Source organism: Pseudomonas sp. LB3P14, assembly GCF_054898045.1.
Map to the genome: position 1 here is coordinate 5,997,666 of NZ_CM142714.1, position 16,503 is coordinate 6,014,168.

Annotated in this window: 12 protein-coding genes and 1 tRNA gene; 3 read left to right on the forward strand and 10 right to left on the reverse strand. The window is 58.3% G+C overall.

The genetic code is table 11. From position 1 onward, the window contains the following. Positions 1-200: 200 nt before the first annotated feature. From ACYZT5_RS27400 to rpsU, 6 genes are all read right to left on the reverse strand, one after another. Positions 201-632, reverse strand: coding sequence for a hypothetical protein (locus ACYZT5_RS27400; protein WP_462048217.1), 432 nt, complete (start codon positions 630-632; stop codon positions 201-203). 254 nt (positions 633-886) lie between these two features. Then, positions 887-963: transfer RNA gene (locus tag ACYZT5_RS27405), tRNA-Ile, on the reverse strand. A 15-nt stretch (positions 964-978) separates the two neighbouring features. Beyond that, complete coding sequence (locus ACYZT5_RS27410; RefSeq protein ID WP_462048218.1) at positions 979-4,725, reverse strand: bifunctional diguanylate cyclase/phosphodiesterase; 3,747 nt, start codon at positions 4,723-4,725, stop codon at positions 979-981. 122 nt (positions 4,726-4,847) lie between these two features. Continuing rightward, entirely contained in the window at positions 4,848-6,695 is a 1,848-nt protein-coding gene (gene rpoD / locus ACYZT5_RS27415) for an RNA polymerase sigma factor RpoD (protein WP_462048219.1), read from the reverse strand. A gap of 67 nt (positions 6,696-6,762) precedes the next feature. Next, on the reverse strand, positions 6,763-8,742 hold the full coding sequence (gene dnaG / locus ACYZT5_RS27420) for a DNA primase (RefSeq protein WP_462048220.1): 1,980 nt from the start codon (positions 8,740-8,742) through the stop codon (positions 6,763-6,765). A gap of 482 nt (positions 8,743-9,224) precedes the next feature. After that, complete coding sequence (gene rpsU / locus ACYZT5_RS27425) at positions 9,225-9,440, reverse strand: 30S ribosomal protein S21 (protein WP_002551877.1); 216 nt, start codon at positions 9,438-9,440, stop codon at positions 9,225-9,227. Positions 9,441-9,639: 199 nt separating this feature from the next. On the opposite strand from rpsU, the gene tsaD reads away from it, so the two are divergent. Next, positions 9,640-10,665: a tRNA (adenosine(37)-N6)-threonylcarbamoyltransferase complex transferase subunit TsaD gene (gene tsaD / locus ACYZT5_RS27430; RefSeq protein WP_027926719.1), complete on the forward strand. Its 1,026-nt coding sequence runs from the start codon at positions 9,640-9,642 to the stop codon at positions 10,663-10,665. A 10-nt stretch (positions 10,666-10,675) separates the two neighbouring features. On the opposite strand, the gene plsY is transcribed toward tsaD, so the two are convergent. After that, positions 10,676-11,245, reverse strand: coding sequence for a glycerol-3-phosphate 1-O-acyltransferase PlsY (plsY, locus tag ACYZT5_RS27435; RefSeq protein WP_462048221.1), 570 nt, complete (start codon positions 11,243-11,245; stop codon positions 10,676-10,678). A gap of 74 nt (positions 11,246-11,319) precedes the next feature. Between plsY and folB the strand changes: the two genes are divergently transcribed. Further along, positions 11,320-11,676, forward strand: a complete 357-nt coding sequence (gene folB / locus ACYZT5_RS27440; protein ID WP_030129997.1) for a dihydroneopterin aldolase — start codon at positions 11,320-11,322, stop codon at positions 11,674-11,676. Next, positions 11,667-12,185 carry a 2-amino-4-hydroxy-6-hydroxymethyldihydropteridine diphosphokinase gene (gene folK / locus ACYZT5_RS27445; RefSeq protein WP_462048222.1) on the forward strand — a complete coding sequence of 173 codons (519 nt, stop codon included), beginning with the start codon at positions 11,667-11,669 and terminating at the stop codon, positions 12,183-12,185. Before folB ends, folK begins: the two co-directional genes overlap by 10 nt. 103 nt (positions 12,186-12,288) lie before the next feature. Here folK and ACYZT5_RS27450 read toward each other — a convergent pair whose 3' ends face one another. The 3 genes from ACYZT5_RS27450 to ACYZT5_RS27460 form a co-directional block, all read right to left on the reverse strand. Next, entirely contained in the window at positions 12,289-13,518 is a 1,230-nt protein-coding gene (locus ACYZT5_RS27450) for a multifunctional CCA addition/repair protein (protein WP_462048223.1), read from the reverse strand. Positions 13,519-13,581: 63 nt separating this feature from the next. Next, on the reverse strand, positions 13,582-15,141 hold the full coding sequence (locus ACYZT5_RS27455) for a SpoVR family protein (protein ID WP_462048224.1): 1,560 nt from the start codon (positions 15,139-15,141) through the stop codon (positions 13,582-13,584). Continuing rightward, on the reverse strand, positions 15,138-16,409 hold the full coding sequence (locus ACYZT5_RS27460; RefSeq protein ID WP_010467159.1) for a YeaH/YhbH family protein: 1,272 nt from the start codon (positions 16,407-16,409) through the stop codon (positions 15,138-15,140). Before ACYZT5_RS27460 ends, ACYZT5_RS27455 begins: the two co-directional genes overlap by 4 nt. Between the last annotated feature and the right edge of the window lie 94 nt (positions 16,410-16,503).

A 16,503-nucleotide genomic window follows, 5' to 3' on the forward strand; every position in this document is an offset into this window, starting at 1 on the left:
TAGACACCTCCCCGCCCCCATCTGTCTGCTGCCCAGCGTATCCCCGCTGTTACCCCAATCAGAAACGACAAGGGCCTGCATCCTTCCCTTGGCGAACGGGCACACACGGCCCTTTGCAGACATTGATACCGCTTATGCTAACTGGCGCGAGGCCGCCCAAGTGAGCGAAGCGACCGATTTAAACCGCTGGTTAGGCACTGTCAATGCAACACCCTACAAGCGACCAGCGACGCTTCGGATTGTTCTACTAAGGCGGTGATGGTTGCTTGTAATTGGCTGTGGTCTGGATTCGGCTCATTGAACTCATACCGTACCTTGCCTTCGATAGTTGACCGCAGCGCCTTCAAGGCACCTGCGCATTCTGCGTCCGCCTGGCGCTGAATGATGTCCGTCTGGCGCTCAACGGCGCCCGTCTGGCGCACAGCGGCTTCCTTCTGGTTCTCAATGATTTGAATAAATATGTTCGCGACCAGAAGAGCGAACGCGAAAGCCATGAATATTATTGTGTGCCGGAGCATTGATTGCCGGGGTGTCGTTCTTCGCTGCTCGGTTTGGATGATCCTGAATGACAGTATCAACATGACGCCGGAAAGGCCTGGGAGCCCATACTGGAGTGCTGTCAGCCAACTCATCAGGATTCCCCTTGGCGTTGCCTATTAGTACGCAGGAATGTGAAGTGGGCATGAGTGACGGCAAGCCCAACTGTTGTGATGATCAGCGTAGCAGGCGCTACTAATTTGCCACTGGTCTGTCTGCTCGTAGCCCAGCACGGCGGGATCTGCGCCCTGGCAGGTGGCAGGCCTGTCTTACAGACTTCATATAGGTACGAAAAACTACAGGCAACAAAAAAGGCCTACGTCTCAATGACGTAAGCCTTTGATTTGTTTGGTGGGCCCACACGGACTTGAACCGTGGACCAAAGGATTATGAGTCCTCTGCTCTAACCAACTGAGCTATAGGCCCTCAGTAGGCCGCGGATTATAGCGACGGTTTCTGCGCTGTGCTATCCGAAAAGTCTGAAATGGCTATACGAAGAAACGTCGCGGCAAATTCGTCCGGTGGCAAGGGCAGGCTGACGATGTAGCCCTGGATCTGTTCACAGCCTTCGGCAGCGAGGAATTGCTGCTGCGCGAGGGTTTCGACGCCCTCGGCAATGATGGTGAATTGCATACTGCGGCCCAGGGCGATGATGGCGCGAACGATGGCTGCGTCGTGGGGATCATCCGGCAGGCCGCGGACGAAAGACTGGTCGATCTTGAGAATGTCCAACGGCAGGCGTTTGAGGTAACTCAAGGACGAGTACCCGGTGCCAAAGTCGTCGATGGCCAGTTGCACGCCCAGGTGTTTGAGTTGGTGCAGCACTGCCAGCGCTTCTTCAGCCTGGCTCATGATGAAGTTTTCGGTAATTTCCAGTTGCAGGAAACCGGGTTTGAGGCGGTTGTCCTTGAGCAATTGTTCGATCCGTCCGAGCAGGTTCGGCTGACGCAACTGAGCTCCCGCGAGGTTGACCGACAGCGGGCCGACGGGTTCGTAAGCCTGATTCCACTCGAACATCTGCCGGCAGGCGGTTTCGAGAACCCAATCGCCGATTTGCAGGATCATGCCGTTTTCTTCGGCCAGCGGAATGAAGTGTTCCGGCGGCACATCGCCGAAGGTCGGGTGGCGCCAGCGAATGAGCGCTTCTGCGCCGACCAGGCGATGGTCGACCAGGCTGATCTTCGGTTGATAATGGAGGTGCAGCTCATTGCGCTCGATAGCGCGTCGCAGTTCATGTTCCAGTGCCACTCGCTCGCTGGCTTGAGCGGTGAGATCGCGGGTGTAGCTTTCGACCCGGTTGCGACCCTTGGCCTTGGAGCGGTACATCGCCGCATCGGCGTTCTTGACCAGCGTGGCAACGTCGCAGCCATCCTTGGGATACAGGCTGGTGCCGATACTGGCGCTGATAAAAAACTCATGTACGCCGGCCTGGAACGGTGCGCCGAAGCAATTGAGCAACTTGGTCGCGATGTTGTCGGCGTCACTGGATTGCTGCAGCCCGGGCAGCAGGATGATGAATTCGTCGCCGCCCAGTCGCGCCACGGTGTCGATGTCGCGCAACTGTTCCTTGAGGCGCACGGCAATGCCCTTGAGCAGCAGGTCGCCGACCGGGTGACCGAGGCTGTCGTTGATGTGTTTGAAACGGTCCAGGTCCAGGAACAGCACCGCGCCCTGGCCGCCGTTTTCTTGCTGGTTGTTGAGTGCGGTCAGCAATCGGCTCTCGAACAGCGTGCGATTCGGCAGGCCGGTCAGCGGGTCGTGGTGTGCCTGATAATCGAGCTTGGCCTGGGCGTGTTTGAGGCTGGAAATGTCCGCGAACACCGCGACAAAGTGGGTGACGAATTTGTCCCGGTTGCGCACCGCACTGATGGTCAGCCAGCTTGGGTAGAGCTCGCCATTCTTGCGCCGGTTGGAAATTTCGCCCTGCCAATGACCTTCGGCAGTCAGTTGATGCCACATGGCGGCATAAAACGCGCTGTCATGCAGGCCCGAGGCGAGCAGGCGAGGGGTGTGGCCCAATGCTTCGTTCTCGCTGTAACCGGTGATTTCGGTAAACGCACGATTGACCGCGCTGATGTGCTGTTGAGTGTCGGTGATCAATACACCCTCGGCGGTGCTCTCGAATACCGTGGCGGCCTGTTGCAGTTTCTCCTGCATCAGGTGTCGCTCGGTGATGTCCCGGGCGATGGTCAGCATGCAGTCTTCATCGCCGATCGGCAGCGGACGGCTGGACACCTCGCAGAGGCGGATCTGCCCGTCGCTGCGGCGTATATGGCAACCGAAGTCGCGGACGAAACCGTCCCGGTGCAGCAGATCGAGCATTTGTTTGCGTTCATTGAGATTGACCCAGATTCCCAGCTCGAGGGCGGAGCGATCCACGGACATCGCGCTGTTGAAACCGGTAATGCGACTGAAACCCTCGTTGACCTCAAGCAGTAAACCGTCGCTCTGCCGGGACAATAGCAAGCCGTCGGGGGAGGCATGGAAGGCCTTGGCGAACTTCTCTTCGGAGGTCTGCAGTTGTCTCTGGGTTTCCTTGAGCTGGCTGATGTCCCGCACGACCACTACCAGCGCAGGGGTTGTATCGAGGTCGAACGGTTCCGCGGAGATCAGGCCGGTAAACACTTGGTCATTGTTGCGGCGAAAGGGCATCTCCAGGTTACGGATGCTGCCGGCCTGCAACCGCTGCAACAAACCCGGTCCGACGCCGGGTATGCCCCAGATGTTCAGGTCGGTGGCCGTCTGGCCGATGACGTCTTCGGCCTTGAGGCCGATCTGTTCTTCGAACGCTTCGTTGACCTCCAGCAGGCAGCCGTCGGAGAGCCGCGCGATGACCAGAATGTCCGGGCATTGCTGGAACACCGAGGCGAACTTCTGTTCCGACAGGCGCAACGCCTCTTCGGTGCGCTTGGCTTCGCTGATGTCGATCATCAGCCCGCGCAACACCGGTTCATGGCCATGCTCAATCAGGCTGACGATATCGCGTACCCAAATGCAGCGGCCATCGGCGGTGATGACCCGGTAATCGAGGCTGTGATCGCGCCCTGCCAGTACTTCGTGATCGCAGAAGGTCTGGGCGCGGGTCAGGTCGGCCGGGTGAATAATGTTGCGCCAGAAGCCCGGAATCAGCCAATGAGACAGGGGGTAACCGAGTAGATCCTCGGCATGGGGCGACACATAGCTGTAGGTGAAATCGCTGATCCGCGCTTCCCAGGCGATGGCCGAAAGGCTCTCCACCAGCCCGCGGTAGTGGTATTCGCTACTGCGCAGTTCTTGTTCAAGATCGACCCGGCGGGCAATTTCTGAACTCAGTCGGCGGTTGATCCGGATAACCACCGCCAGCACGATGATCAGCGCCAGCATTCCCGGTAGACCGTAAACCAGCAGATCGGTCCAGAAGGTTCGATGATCGAGGACGTTACCGACCCAGTGCTCCTGAATGGCATTGATTTCCTCCGGGGTCATGTCGGCCAGGACTTTATCCAGAATGCCGACCAGCATTTTGTTGTCCCGAGGCACGCCCATCGCCAGTTGATAGCGATAGGGCGTTTCACCGCTGACGTAGAGCCCCTCGAGCTTGAGCTGACGCAGGCTCCAGACGCTGGAGGCGAGATCGCCTACCACTGCGTCCACTTCATCGGTTGCCAGCGCTTGCAGCGCTGAGCTGACATTGGGCATCGCCACCAGATTCAGGTCGGGATTATGGGTGCGCAACAGCTCGTGGGGGGCGTAGTTTTCCACCACGGCGATTTTCAGGCCATACAGGTCTTCGAGGTTGCGTGGTTGGGGGCCTCCGACATGGGCAAGGATGACAATCGGAAAGTCCAGGTAGGGGCGGGTGAATGACAGGTAAGTCTGGCGCTCGGGGGTCGACATGATGCCCGGCAACAAGTCCAGTTTGGCTTGTTTGGCCTGTTCCAGGACGACTGTCCAGCTAACGGGCTCGATGGGCGTCAGCTTGATGGCCAGGCGTTGGCGAATCAGGTCGATATAGTCTGCCGCAAGGCCCTGATAGCGGCCCTGATCGTCGCGAAACTCGAAGGGAGGCCATGACGCATCGACACCCAGGCGTAAATCCGGGTGTGCCGCCAGCCAGCTACGTTCTTCGTCGGTAAGAGTCAGCGCGCCAGCCGTTGCGGTCCAGGTCAATAGCGACAGCAAAAAAAGCACGGTCGGCAGTCTGGGCATAACGGTCTCGTTATGGCTCGGGGGAATGGTTCGAGTGTAGACGGGCAATTCGGCGGGAGCGAAGCGCGGGGGATTTAATCTGCAAAAAGCAAAACCCCCGGCCTGGGCCGGGGGTTTAGTTGTTACTCGTCGAGGAAGGAGCGCAAATGCTCGCTTCTCGTCGGGTGGCGCAGCTTGCGCAACGCCTTGGCTTCGATCTGACGAATCCGTTCACGGGTCACGTCGAACTGCTTACCAACCTCCTCGAGGGTGTGGTCGGTATTCATGTCGATACCGAAGCGCATGCGCAGAACCTTGGCTTCACGGGCAGTGAGGCCGGACAGAACTTCGCGAGTCGCTTCTTTAAGGCTCTCAACGGTAGCGACATCGATTGGCGACTGCATGGTCGAGTCTTCGATGAAGTCACCCAAATGGGAGTCTTCGTCATCACCGATCGGGGTTTCCATGGAGATCGGCTCTTTAGCGATCTTCAATACCTTGCGGATTTTGTCCTCAGGCATTTCCATGCGTTCGCCCAGCTCTTCCGGGGTCGGTTCGCGACCCATTTCCTGCAACATCTGGCGGGAAATGCGGTTGAGCTTGTTGATCGTCTCGATCATGTGCACCGGAATACGGATGGTGCGCGCCTGGTCGGCGATCGAGCGAGTGATCGCCTGACGGATCCACCAGGTGGCATAAGTCGAGAATTTGTAGCCGCGGCGGTATTCGAACTTGTCTACCGCTTTCATCAAACCGATATTGCCTTCCTGGATCAGATCGAGGAATTGCAGACCACGGTTGGTGTACTTCTTGGCGATGGAGATCACCAGACGCAAGTTCGCTTCTACCATCTCTTTCTTCGCGCGGCGGGCCTTGGCCTCACCGATCGACATGCGACGGTTGATGTCCTTGATCTCGGCGATCGTCAAACCGGTTTCGGTTTCCAGCGCGGTCAGCTTTTGCTGGCAACGAATGATGTCCGGTTGCAGGCGACTTATGGCTTCGGCGTATTTGCTTTTGCCTTTGGCCAGTGCGTCGGTCCAGCTTTCGTCGACTTCATTGCCCGGGAACTGGCGCAGGAAGTCGGCACGCGGCATACGAGCATCACGAACGCAAAGTTGCATGATCGCGCGCTCTTGCTGACGCAGACGATCCAGGGCACTGCGGACACGCTCGACCAGGCCTTCGAATTGCTTCGGAACCAGTTTGATCGGCATGAACAGCTCAGCCAGGAGCACCAGCTCGGCAATTGCCAGCTTGTTGCCACGACCGTGCTTTTTCAGCGCCTTGCGGGTGACTTCCATCTGATCGGAGACAGCACCAAAGCGCTGTGCAGCGATGACCGGATCCGGGCCGCTTTCGGCTTCTTCTTCGTCATCAGTCGCTTCGGCGTCATCGTCGTCGGTGTCGTCGTCCGCTTTCACGGCTTTCGGATCGACAGGCGGTGGCACTTCCGCTGCAGGCGGCGCAATGCCGTCGTCCGGGTCGATATAACCGCTCAGGACGTCGGACAGGCGGCCACCTTCGGTGGTGACGCGAGTGTACTCGGAGAGAATATGGTCAACCGTGCCAGGGAAGTGCGCGATTGCGCCCATCACTTCACGGATGCCCTCTTCAATACGTTTGGCGATTTCGATTTCGCCTTCACGTGTGAGGAGCTCTACCGTACCCATTTCACGCATATACATGCGCACTGGGTCGGTGGTGCGACCAATGTCGGTCTCGACCGCTGCCAACGCTGCTGCTGCCTCTTCGGCCGCGGCTTCGTCGGTATCGGCGTCGGCCAGCATAAGGGAATCCTTATCTGGCGCAACCTCGAATACGTTGATCCCCATGTCATTGATCATGCGGATGATGTCTTCCACCTGTTCCGGATCTGAAATATCCTCCGGCAGGTGGTCGTTGACCTCCGCGTAAGTCAGGTAACCCTGCTCACGACCAAGTGTGATCAACTCTTTGATACGAGACTGCTGTTGCGCTTTTCCGGACATAACACCCTATCCACTGAAGGTCTTGGCGGGCAAAAAACAAGCCGAGGATTATACCTGAGCTATGACCTCACGCGCCAGTTGAGGTCGGGTCTGATACAGCCATATTGCGTTTTAATAGGTCGCGCATCTGATTTGCGATCTGAATTGCTTCCTCCGCAGTCAATCCTGGCTGCCTTGCTTTTCTGATAAGTACTTCCAGGCTATCCGTGTGTTGACTTGCCGATAACCTAGTAATGGTGTCTAAAAACTGTTGTTCAAGGTTGTCGCCGTCAATCAGCCACTCCTTTTCCGCTAAAGCCTTAAGCAGGCGCCCCTGTTCAGTGCCATGCCAGCGCGCCATTAGCTGGATAGAGTTTAGCTTAGGATTTTTCTGCACGGCCCCGATGAGGGCTACCAGCAGTTGCGCGTACGTGTTGCTCTCATTCGCGAAGTGATCGGCGGTTTCTACCTTGCCCGCCAGCTCCGGATGATGAATGAGGGTGCGCAGCGCTATCAGTGTTGGAGCTTCGACTGCAATCGGTGTGCGTGGGGCGCTGTGTTGGTCGCGATCGCCACCGCGTTTACCGTTCTTGTCCCACGGTTTCTTGTCCCACTTCTTGCCGCCCGCACCGGGTTTCTTCGGCGTCCATTCCTGCTGCGGCGCATACATCTCTTGTGCCTGCGGCTGATGGTAGTCGCTGTAATCCGGCATGGCGTCGTAATCGATGCCGGGATCGTAAGCCGGTGGCGCTTCCTGGGGCGCGCTGTGCACAAGCTGGCTCACGGCTTCACCGCTTAGTCCGGTAATTTCGGTCAGGCGCTGACGCATCAGGATGCGCAGGTTGGCGCCCGGGACTTTGTCGATCAGCGGTGCGGCGAGGGTGGCCATGTGGGCCTTGCCTTCGAGCGAGCGTGGGTCCGATTCTTCGGTCAGCTGTTGAAAAAAATAATCCGCCAATGGTTGGGCGTGCTGGTTGATCCGTGCGCGGAAAGCGTCAGTGCCTTCGGAGCGGACCAGCGTGTCCGGGTCTTCGCCTTCGGGCAGGAACAGAAAACGTGCGCGCCGCCCATCCTGCAGGCTCGGCAGTGCCGCCTCCAATGCCCGCCAGGCGGCATTTCGACCTGCCTGATCTCCGTCGAAACAGAACAGCACGTTGGGCACGACGCGAAACAGCCGCTTCAAGTGCTCTTCGCTGGTGGCGGTGCCCAAGGTCGCGACAGCATTGCGCAGGCCTTGCTGTGCGAGGGCGATAACATCCATGTAGCCTTCGACAACGATGATTTCGTCGAGGTTGCGGTTGTTCTTGCGTGCTTCATAAAGGCCGTAGAGTTCCTGGCCCTTATGGAATACCGGGGTTTCCGGTGAGTTCAGGTATTTCGGCTTGTCGTCGCCCAAAACCCGGCCGCCGAAAGCGATGATTCGTCCGCGGCTGTCACGGATCGGGAACATCACGCGATCGCGGAAGCGGTCATAGCGTTTGCCGGTTTCGGCGTTCTCGATCAGCAGGCCGGCATCGATCATGGCTTTCTGTTGCAGGGTATCGCTGCTCAAGTGCTTGAACAGGTTGTCCCAGCCGGGCGGGGCAAACCCGAGGCCGAAGTCTCGGGCGATTTCACCGGTCAGCCCGCGTCCTTTCAAATAATCCACAGCCGCTTTGCGCGACGGATGGCTTTTCAGGGCCTGGCGGTAAAAGTCGGCGGCGGCGGTGAGCAGCGGGTAGAGCGGCGAATCGGTTGGCTGCCGCGGTTTGTGCGGCCGTCCGCTTTCTTCGCGGGGGATTTCCATGCCAGCGGCTTTGGCCAGTTCTTCGACAGCCTGGACGAAATCCAGGTTGTCGTGGTCCATCATGAAACCGAGGGCGTTGCCACCAGCGCCGCAGCCAAAGCAATAATAGAACTGCTTGTCGGGGCTGACGCTGAAGGAGGGGGTTTTCTCTTTGTGAAACGGGCAGCAGGCGGTGTAATTCTTGCCAGCCTTTTTCATCTGCAGGCGCGAGCTGACCACATCGACGATGTCGGTGCGGTTCAGAAGGTCGTCAATGAAGCTCTGGGGAATTAGCCCGGCCATGGCGTTCTCGTCATCTGCGCTGAAATGGACCCAAAACGAAGAGCGGCCGAACGCGGTTCGTTGTTTGAGGCGCGCAAAATGTGCGGCTCGACCGGTGTCGTCTGCGTAATCGCTGTCGGGAAGTGTATCTGCCGAAAATCCACTGACGTTAGTACCAATCAGTATTCGACTATTTGAAAGTGTTGCGCTGAATCCGGCTGCGGCCTGTCGATGGCCTCGGATAGCTCATAAGCTGGCACGCAAGAAGGTACCTTGGGCTGATCGTCGTGAGAGGAATCAGTGGGTGTGCTCGTCAGTAGCCTTGGAAGGCTCGTCAGAAAAGACGTGCACCGCTGGCAAAAGAGCCAGGTCTGACGCTGTGAAGCAGATTTGTCTCGGTCGCGTGTGCGGCTTTGACGGTGAAGCATCAAGCGTTGTCCGCAAATGCCATTAGCCCGGCTGAGGGCCGGGCTTGGCAGAAGCTTGCTACGAACGTCTGTGTATTAGTACAGACGAACGGCGCGGCGCTGTTCGCGCTGAACTTTCTTGGCGTGACGCTTAACAGCGGCTGCTGCTTTGCGCTTACGCTCAGAAGTCGGCTTCTCGTAGAATTCGCGGCTACGAACTTCAGCCAGTACACCGGCTTTTTCGCAGGAGCGCTTGAAACGACGCAGAGCTACGTCGAAGGGTTCGTTCTCTTTTACTTTGACGGCTGGCATCCAGAGCTACCTTCATTCATTACCGGGGTCAACATCCTCGTGGCAAAAGAGCACTTGAAGACGTCGGTTTTTAAGGGTTGCGGATGTTAACCCCTCATCGCTCGGAATGCAAAGCCTCTGATCGAAAACCGCTGGTCGGGGCATCACGTGGCGACTATTATGCGCGCCTTCGAATTCAGCCTAAACAAGGCGCAAACCCATGCTAGTACTGGGATTAGAAACCTCCTGCGACGAAACCGGTGTCGCATTATATGACAGTGAACGCGGCCTGCTGGCCGACGCGCTGTTCAGCCAGATCGACCTGCACCGTGCCTATGGCGGGGTAGTGCCGGAGCTGGCTTCGCGTGACCACGTCAAACGCATGCTGCCCTTGATTCGTCAGGTGTTGGCCGAAGCTGACTGTGTGCCGACCGAGATCGACGCCATCGCTTATACCGCGGGCCCTGGCCTCGTCGGTGCCTTGCTGGTGGGCGCCTCCTGCGCTCAGGCGCTGGCCTTCGCCTGGGGCATTCCGGCGCTGGGTGTGCACCACATGGAAGGTCACTTGCTGGCGCCCATGCTGGAGACGCAACCGCCGGAATTCCCGTTCGTCGCTTTGTTGGTGTCGGGCGGTCATACGCAGCTGGTTCAGGTCGACGGGATCGGTCAATACACGCTCTTGGGCGAGACCCTCGACGATGCCGCCGGTGAGGCTTTTGACAAGACCGCGAAGATGATGGGCCTCAATTATCCGGGTGGCCCGGAAATCGCGCGCTTGGCGGAGCAAGGGGTTGCAGGGCGTTTCACCTTTCCGCGTCCGATGTGCGACCGCCCGGGCCTGGCTTTCAGCTTCAGTGGCTTGAAAACCTTCGCCCTGAACACTTGGCAGCAGAGCGTCAGCGCCGGGGACGACAGCGAGCAAGCCCGTTGCGACATCTCGCTGGCGTTCCAGCAGGCCGTGGTGGAGACTTTGACCATCAAGTGTAAGCGTGCCTTGAAACAGGCCGGTATGAAGCGTCTGGTGATCGCTGGCGGCGTCAGCGCCAACAAGGCACTGCGCACTTCGCTGGAAAAAATGCTCGGCGACATGAAGGGTGATGTGTTTTATGCCCGACCGGAGTTCTGCACCGACAACGGCGCGATGATCGCGTTTGCCGGCTGCCAGCGCTTGCAGGCCGGTCAGCACGAAAGCCTGGCGATCAGCGTGCAGGCGCGTTGGCCGATGGAGCAATTGTCGGCACTGTGATGAGCGGTATTTAAAAATGCCGTTCGCGCCCGGCAAACAGGTCGCGTAGATTGCCGCGATGGCGCCAGACGATCAGTCCCGTGAGTGCGCTCATGGGCAGCAGTGCCGCCGGTTCTTGCCAGGCAAGCAGCGGCAGGGTCAGCGGTGTGGCGATCAATGCGGCCAGTGAGCTGGTGCGGGTCAGGTAGAACGTCAGCAGCCAGGCGCAGGCCGCCAGCAGTGCAGCAGGCGGGTAGAGGCCCAGCAACATTCCGGCAGCGGTGGCGACACCCTTGCCACCGCGAAAGCGAAAGTACAGCGGGAACAGGTGGCCGATGACGGCGCAGACGCCGATCCAGGCTTGTCCTTGTAGCGAAAGGCCCGCGATGCCTGCGATCAGCACCGGCAGCAGGCCTTTGCAGAGGTCGCCGAGCAAGGTCAGGACAGCGAGTTTCTTGCCGGCCAGGCGCAACATGTTGGTGGCGCCGGCATTGCCCGAGCCACTCATTCGCGGATCGGGGTTACCGGTCAGGCGGCTGAGCAAAATGGCGAAGGACAGAGAGCCGAGCAGGTAGGCGAGGATCGCCAATAACCAAAACATGCTAACTATTCCGGGCGAGGACGCCCTGATTCTAACGGCGCATTGCGCCCTTGTCGTGCAGCGGAGAAAAGTGCTTGGACAGAGTGTTTATCGAGGGCCTGGAAGTCGACACCGTGATTGGTGCCTATGACTGGGAGCGAGGCATCCGACAGTGCTTGCGTCTTGATCTGAGTTTCGCCTGGGACAATCGCCCAGCCGCCGCCGGTGATGACCTGACGCTGGCGCTCGATTACGCGAGCGTTTCGTCGCGCATCCAGGCTTTTGCCGAGCAGGCGCAGTTCCAGCTGGTCGAGACCTTCGCCGAACGTCTTGCTGAAGTGCTGATGAGCGAATTCAAGATCACCTGGATGCGCCTCAAGCTGACCAAGCCAGGTGCCATCCCGGCTGCCACGGGTGGTGTGGGCGTGGAGATCGAGCGCGGATGTCGCTGACTCAGGTGTATCTCGGGCTTGGTAGCAATATCGAGCGTGAATCCCATTTGCAGGCTGGTATGGAAGCCTTGGCAGGTTTCCTGGTGGATATACGCTGCTCGGCGGTGTTCGAAAGCCAGCCGGTGGGGATCAAGAGTGGGCCGTTCTTCAATTTTGTGGTGTCGGCTTTTACCGATTTACCGCTGATGGAGTTGGATCGCCGGTTGAAATTCATCGAGGCGGACAACGGCCGTTATGCACCGGACCGCAAGGGTTTGCCGCTGGATATCGACGTGCTGCTGTTCGGCGATCTGGTGGGCAACTTTGATGGCTTGATCCTGCCGCGAGCAGAAATTCTGAAAAATGCCTTCGTGCTGTGGCCGTTGTCGCTGATTGCACCGGATCGCGTGCATCCGGGGGTAGGCAAAAGCTTTGCGACGTTGTGGAGTGAAGCGCAGATTGATCAGGTGTTGGCGCCGGTGGCATTCGAGTGGCGCGGTGAGCAATTGACCCCTTCAAATCTGCTTTGACCCCTTCGCGGGCAAGTCGGATCGCCGCACCGCTCGCCCCTACAGAACAATGCGGACCTGTAGGGGCGAGCGGTGCGGCGATCCGACTTGCCCGCGAAGCTGTTCAAACAGGCGCCGCCTCTTTGTAAGCCTTCAACGCCTTGAGCCGTTCACGCTTGATCGCCTCACCCAGCTCCGGCCCTTTGTATCCTTTCTCCAGTAACGGCTGAACGGCCACGGTCCGAGCGGCATTCGCCGCCCCACGCAAGTAATTCGCCTGTGGATAACTTCGCTGTTCCAGCCCTTTGCGTCCACGCGCGTCCATCTCGCACGCCGCGATAAACTCCTCGAACCGCTGCGGTCGACGGTAAACGTCAAAACTTTGCAGCAACTCCAGCAAGGTCGACGGCTTCAGCTCCAGGGCGCGATGGCCGTGGGTGTGATATTCGCCGACCAGCAGAGCCAGCTCCTGACAGTCCCTCGGCGCCTTGAAGCGTTCGTTGACTGCCCTGATCAGTTTCAGGCCCTTGTGCTCGTGGGCAATGTGCCGGGGCCACTCCTCCTCGGGCGTCAGTCCCTTGCCCAGGTCATGCAGCAAGCAGGCCCAGCGCACGGTGAGTGGTTGTTTGTGCAGTGCCGCTTGCTCCAGCACGCTCAGGGTGTGCACGCCCGTGTCGATTTCCGGGTGATGGACTTCCGGTTGCGGTACGCCGAACAGCGCGTCGAGTTCCGGCATCAGCACTTTGAGCGCACCACACTCGCGAAGCACCTCAACAAACACCTGGGGCTGGTCTTCCATCAGGGCGCGAGAGATTTCTTTCCAGCTTCGTTCCGCGGTCAAGGCTTCCAGTTCACCTGACTCACTGAGTTGACGCATCAGCTCCAATGTCTCAGGTGCGACGGTGAAACCGAGCCCCGCATAACGAGCAGCGAAGCGGGCAACGCGCAGAACCCTGAGAGGATCTTCGGCGAATGCGGGGGAAACGTGGCGCAGGAGGCGATCCTCGAGATCCTGTTGGCCATGGTATGGATCGGTCAGGTTCTGCTGATCGTCTTCTGCCATGGCATTGATTGTCAGGTCACGACGGATCAGGTCTTCTTCGAGGGTGACGTCGGGGCTGGCGTGAAAGGTAAAGCCGCCGTAACCGCGTCCGCTTTTGCGTTCGGTCCGGGCGAGAGCGTATTCCTCACCGCTTTTGGGGTGAAGAAAAACCGGGAAGTCCGCACCCACAGGGCGAAAGCCCTTGGCGAGCATTTCTTCAGTGGTGGCGCCAACCACGACCCAATCGATGTCGGTGACAGGCTTGCCCAGCAGGCGATCGCGTACCGCACCGCCAACTTTATAAATCTGCATAAAAAACCTCCGTTAGCTCGACAGAATAACCTTTGCGTCGAACTTCCGGAGGCAGAAACAGGATCAAAGATGGATGACAGCCAGGTCCAGCCTGCCGTAATCCCCTTCGTGTTCACTTCTGGGCGGAACATGATGGGTTTTCATTACCTGATCCCCTTGCAGGGTTTCCAGGTGAATGTCGAAGCCCCAGAGGCGATGCAGGTGTTTGAGCACTTCCTCGGTGGACTCGCCCAGCGGTTTGCGGTCATGTTGCTGGTGACGCAGGGTTAGAGAGCGGTCGCCGCGCCGATCGATGCTGTAGATCTGCACGTTGGGTTCACGATTGCCGAGGTTGTACTGCGCCGCCAGGGTTTCACGGATGATGCGGTAGCCGCCTTCGTCATGAATGGCTGGGACCAACAAATCGTCCTTCTGGTCATCATCGAGAATGCTGAACAATTTCAGGTCGCGGATCACCTGGGGTGACAAGTACTGCAGGATGAAGCTTTCATCCTTGAAGCTGCTCATGGCGAACTTGATGCTCGACAGCCAGTCGGTGCCGGCAATCTCAGGGAACCAACGATAGTCCTCTTCGGTAGGGTGTTCACACATGCGGCGGATGTCCCGGTACATGGCAAAACCCAGGGTGTAGGGGTTGATGCCGTTGTAGTAGGGGCTGTCGAAGCCGGGTTGGTAGACCACGCTGGTGTGGGACGTCAGAAACTCCATCATGAAGCCGTCGGTTACCAGGCCTTCGTCGTACAAGTCGTTCATCAGGGTGTAGTGCCAGAACGTGGCCCACCCTTCGTTCATCACCTGCGTCTGACGCTGTGGATAAAAATACTGGGCGATCTTGCGCACGATCCGCACAATTTCCCGTTGCCATGGCTCCAGCAAGGGCGCGTGTTTTTCGATGAAGTAAAGGATGTTTTCCTGAGGTTCGGCGGGGAAGCGCGCGTTGTCCTTGTCGCTGTACTTGTCCGCACCTTTTGGAATGGTCCGCCAAAGATCGTTGATCTGTTTCTGCAAATGCTCTTCCCGATCCTTTTGCCGACGGCGTTCTTCTTCGGCGGAAATCGGATACGGGCGTTTGTAGCGGTCGACCCCGTAGTTCATCAAGGCGTGGCAGGAATCCAGCAGGTCCTCGACCGCGTCGATACCGTGGCGCTCTTCGCACTGCATGATGTACTGCTTGGCGAAGACCAGGTAATCGATGATCGAACTGGCGTCAGTCCAGGTGCGGAACAGGTAGTTGCCTTTGAAAAAGCTGTTATGCCCGTAGCAGGCATGGGCGACGACCAACGCCTGCATGCAGATGGTGTTTTCTTCCATCAAATAGGCGATGCACGGGTCCGAGTTGATCACGATCTCGTACGCCAGCCCCATCTGGCCGCGCGTGTATGATTTTTCGGTGCTGAGGAAGTGTTTGCCGTACGACCAATGGTGATAACCCAGCGGCATGCCGACGGAGGCGTAGGCGTCCATCATCTGCTCGGCGGTAATCACTTCGATCTGGTTGGGGTAGGTATCCAGGGCATAACGAGCCGCCAGGCGACTGATTTCTTTGTCGTAGGCCTGGATCAGCTCGAACGTCCATTCGGAGCCGGTGGAGATGGGTTGGCGCTTCTGCTCTTTGGCGGTCATGTCACTAACCTGCGCTGGAAGAGTTCACGGAAGACCGGATAGATATCCCCGGCCGAGACCAGTTGCTGCTGGGCAAAAGTGTCAGAGAAGGCTTCGGCGATGCGTTCGTACTCGAACCACAGGGCCTGGTGTTCGCGCGGGGTGATCTCAACGTAAGTGTAGTACTGCACGAACGGCATGATCTGGTTGATCAGAATGTCGCGGCAGATCGGCGAATCGTCGTTCCAGTTATCGCCGTCGGAGGCCTGGGCGGCATAGATGTTCCACTCGTTGCTCGGATAGCGTTCGGCCATGATCTCCTGCATCAGTTTCAAGGCGCTGGAAACGATGGTGCCGCCGGTTTCGCGAGAGTAGAAAAACTCCTCTTCATCCACTTCCCGGGCACTGGTGTGGTGGCGGATGAATACGACGTCGATCTTGTCGTAGTTACGCTTGAGAAACAGGTACAACAGGATAAAGAAGCGCTTGGCGATATCCTTGGTCGCCTGGGTCATGGAACCGGACACGTCCATCAAGCAAAACATTACTGCCTTGGAACTGGGGTTGGGTTGCTTGATGAGCAGGTTGTACTTGAGGTCGAAGGTATCGAGGAACGGTACGCGATGAATGCGCGCACTGAGTTTTTCGATTTCTGCTTCGATTTCTTGAATATCGCCGAAGTTGTCAGGCTCATCTCGCTTGAGTCGCAGCAGTTCCTCTTTGGCCTCGCGTAATTTTGCCCGGCTGCTGCCAGACAGGGCGATTCGCCGTGCATGGGCCGAGCGCAAGGTGCGGATGATGTTGATCCGTGACGGATTGCCCTCGTTACTGATCCCGGCACGAACGGTTTTGAAGGTGTCGGTGCCGGTCAGGTTGCGCTTGACCAGGTTGGGTAGCTCAAGGTCCTCGAACATGAATTCGAGGAATTCTTCCTGGGTGATCTGGAAGACGAATTCGTCCATCCCTTCGCCCGAGTTGCCGGCCTTGCCGGGGCCTCTGCCGCCGCCACCTCCGGGCGGGCGGGCAATGTGCTCGCCGCTGGTGAATTCCTTATTGCCCGGATGCACGACGGTCTGCTTGCCACCTCGACCGTGGTGAAGCACCGGCTCGTCAATGTCGCGGCCGGGGATGCTGATCTGTTCGCCGTGTTCCATATCGGTAATGGAGCGCCGACTGACCGCCTCTTCGACAGCCTTTTTGATGTGATCACGGTAACGCCGCAGAAACCGCTGACGGTTCACCGTGCTCTTGTTCTTGCCATTGAGACGTCGGTCGATCACATAGCTCATGACTGCTCCTTAGAAGCTGTCCTGAAAGGGGCGAGCGGTTATGCAGCATCGACCGTGCCAAGGGATGTTCACGCTCCCCCAAGCGCTTTTGGAC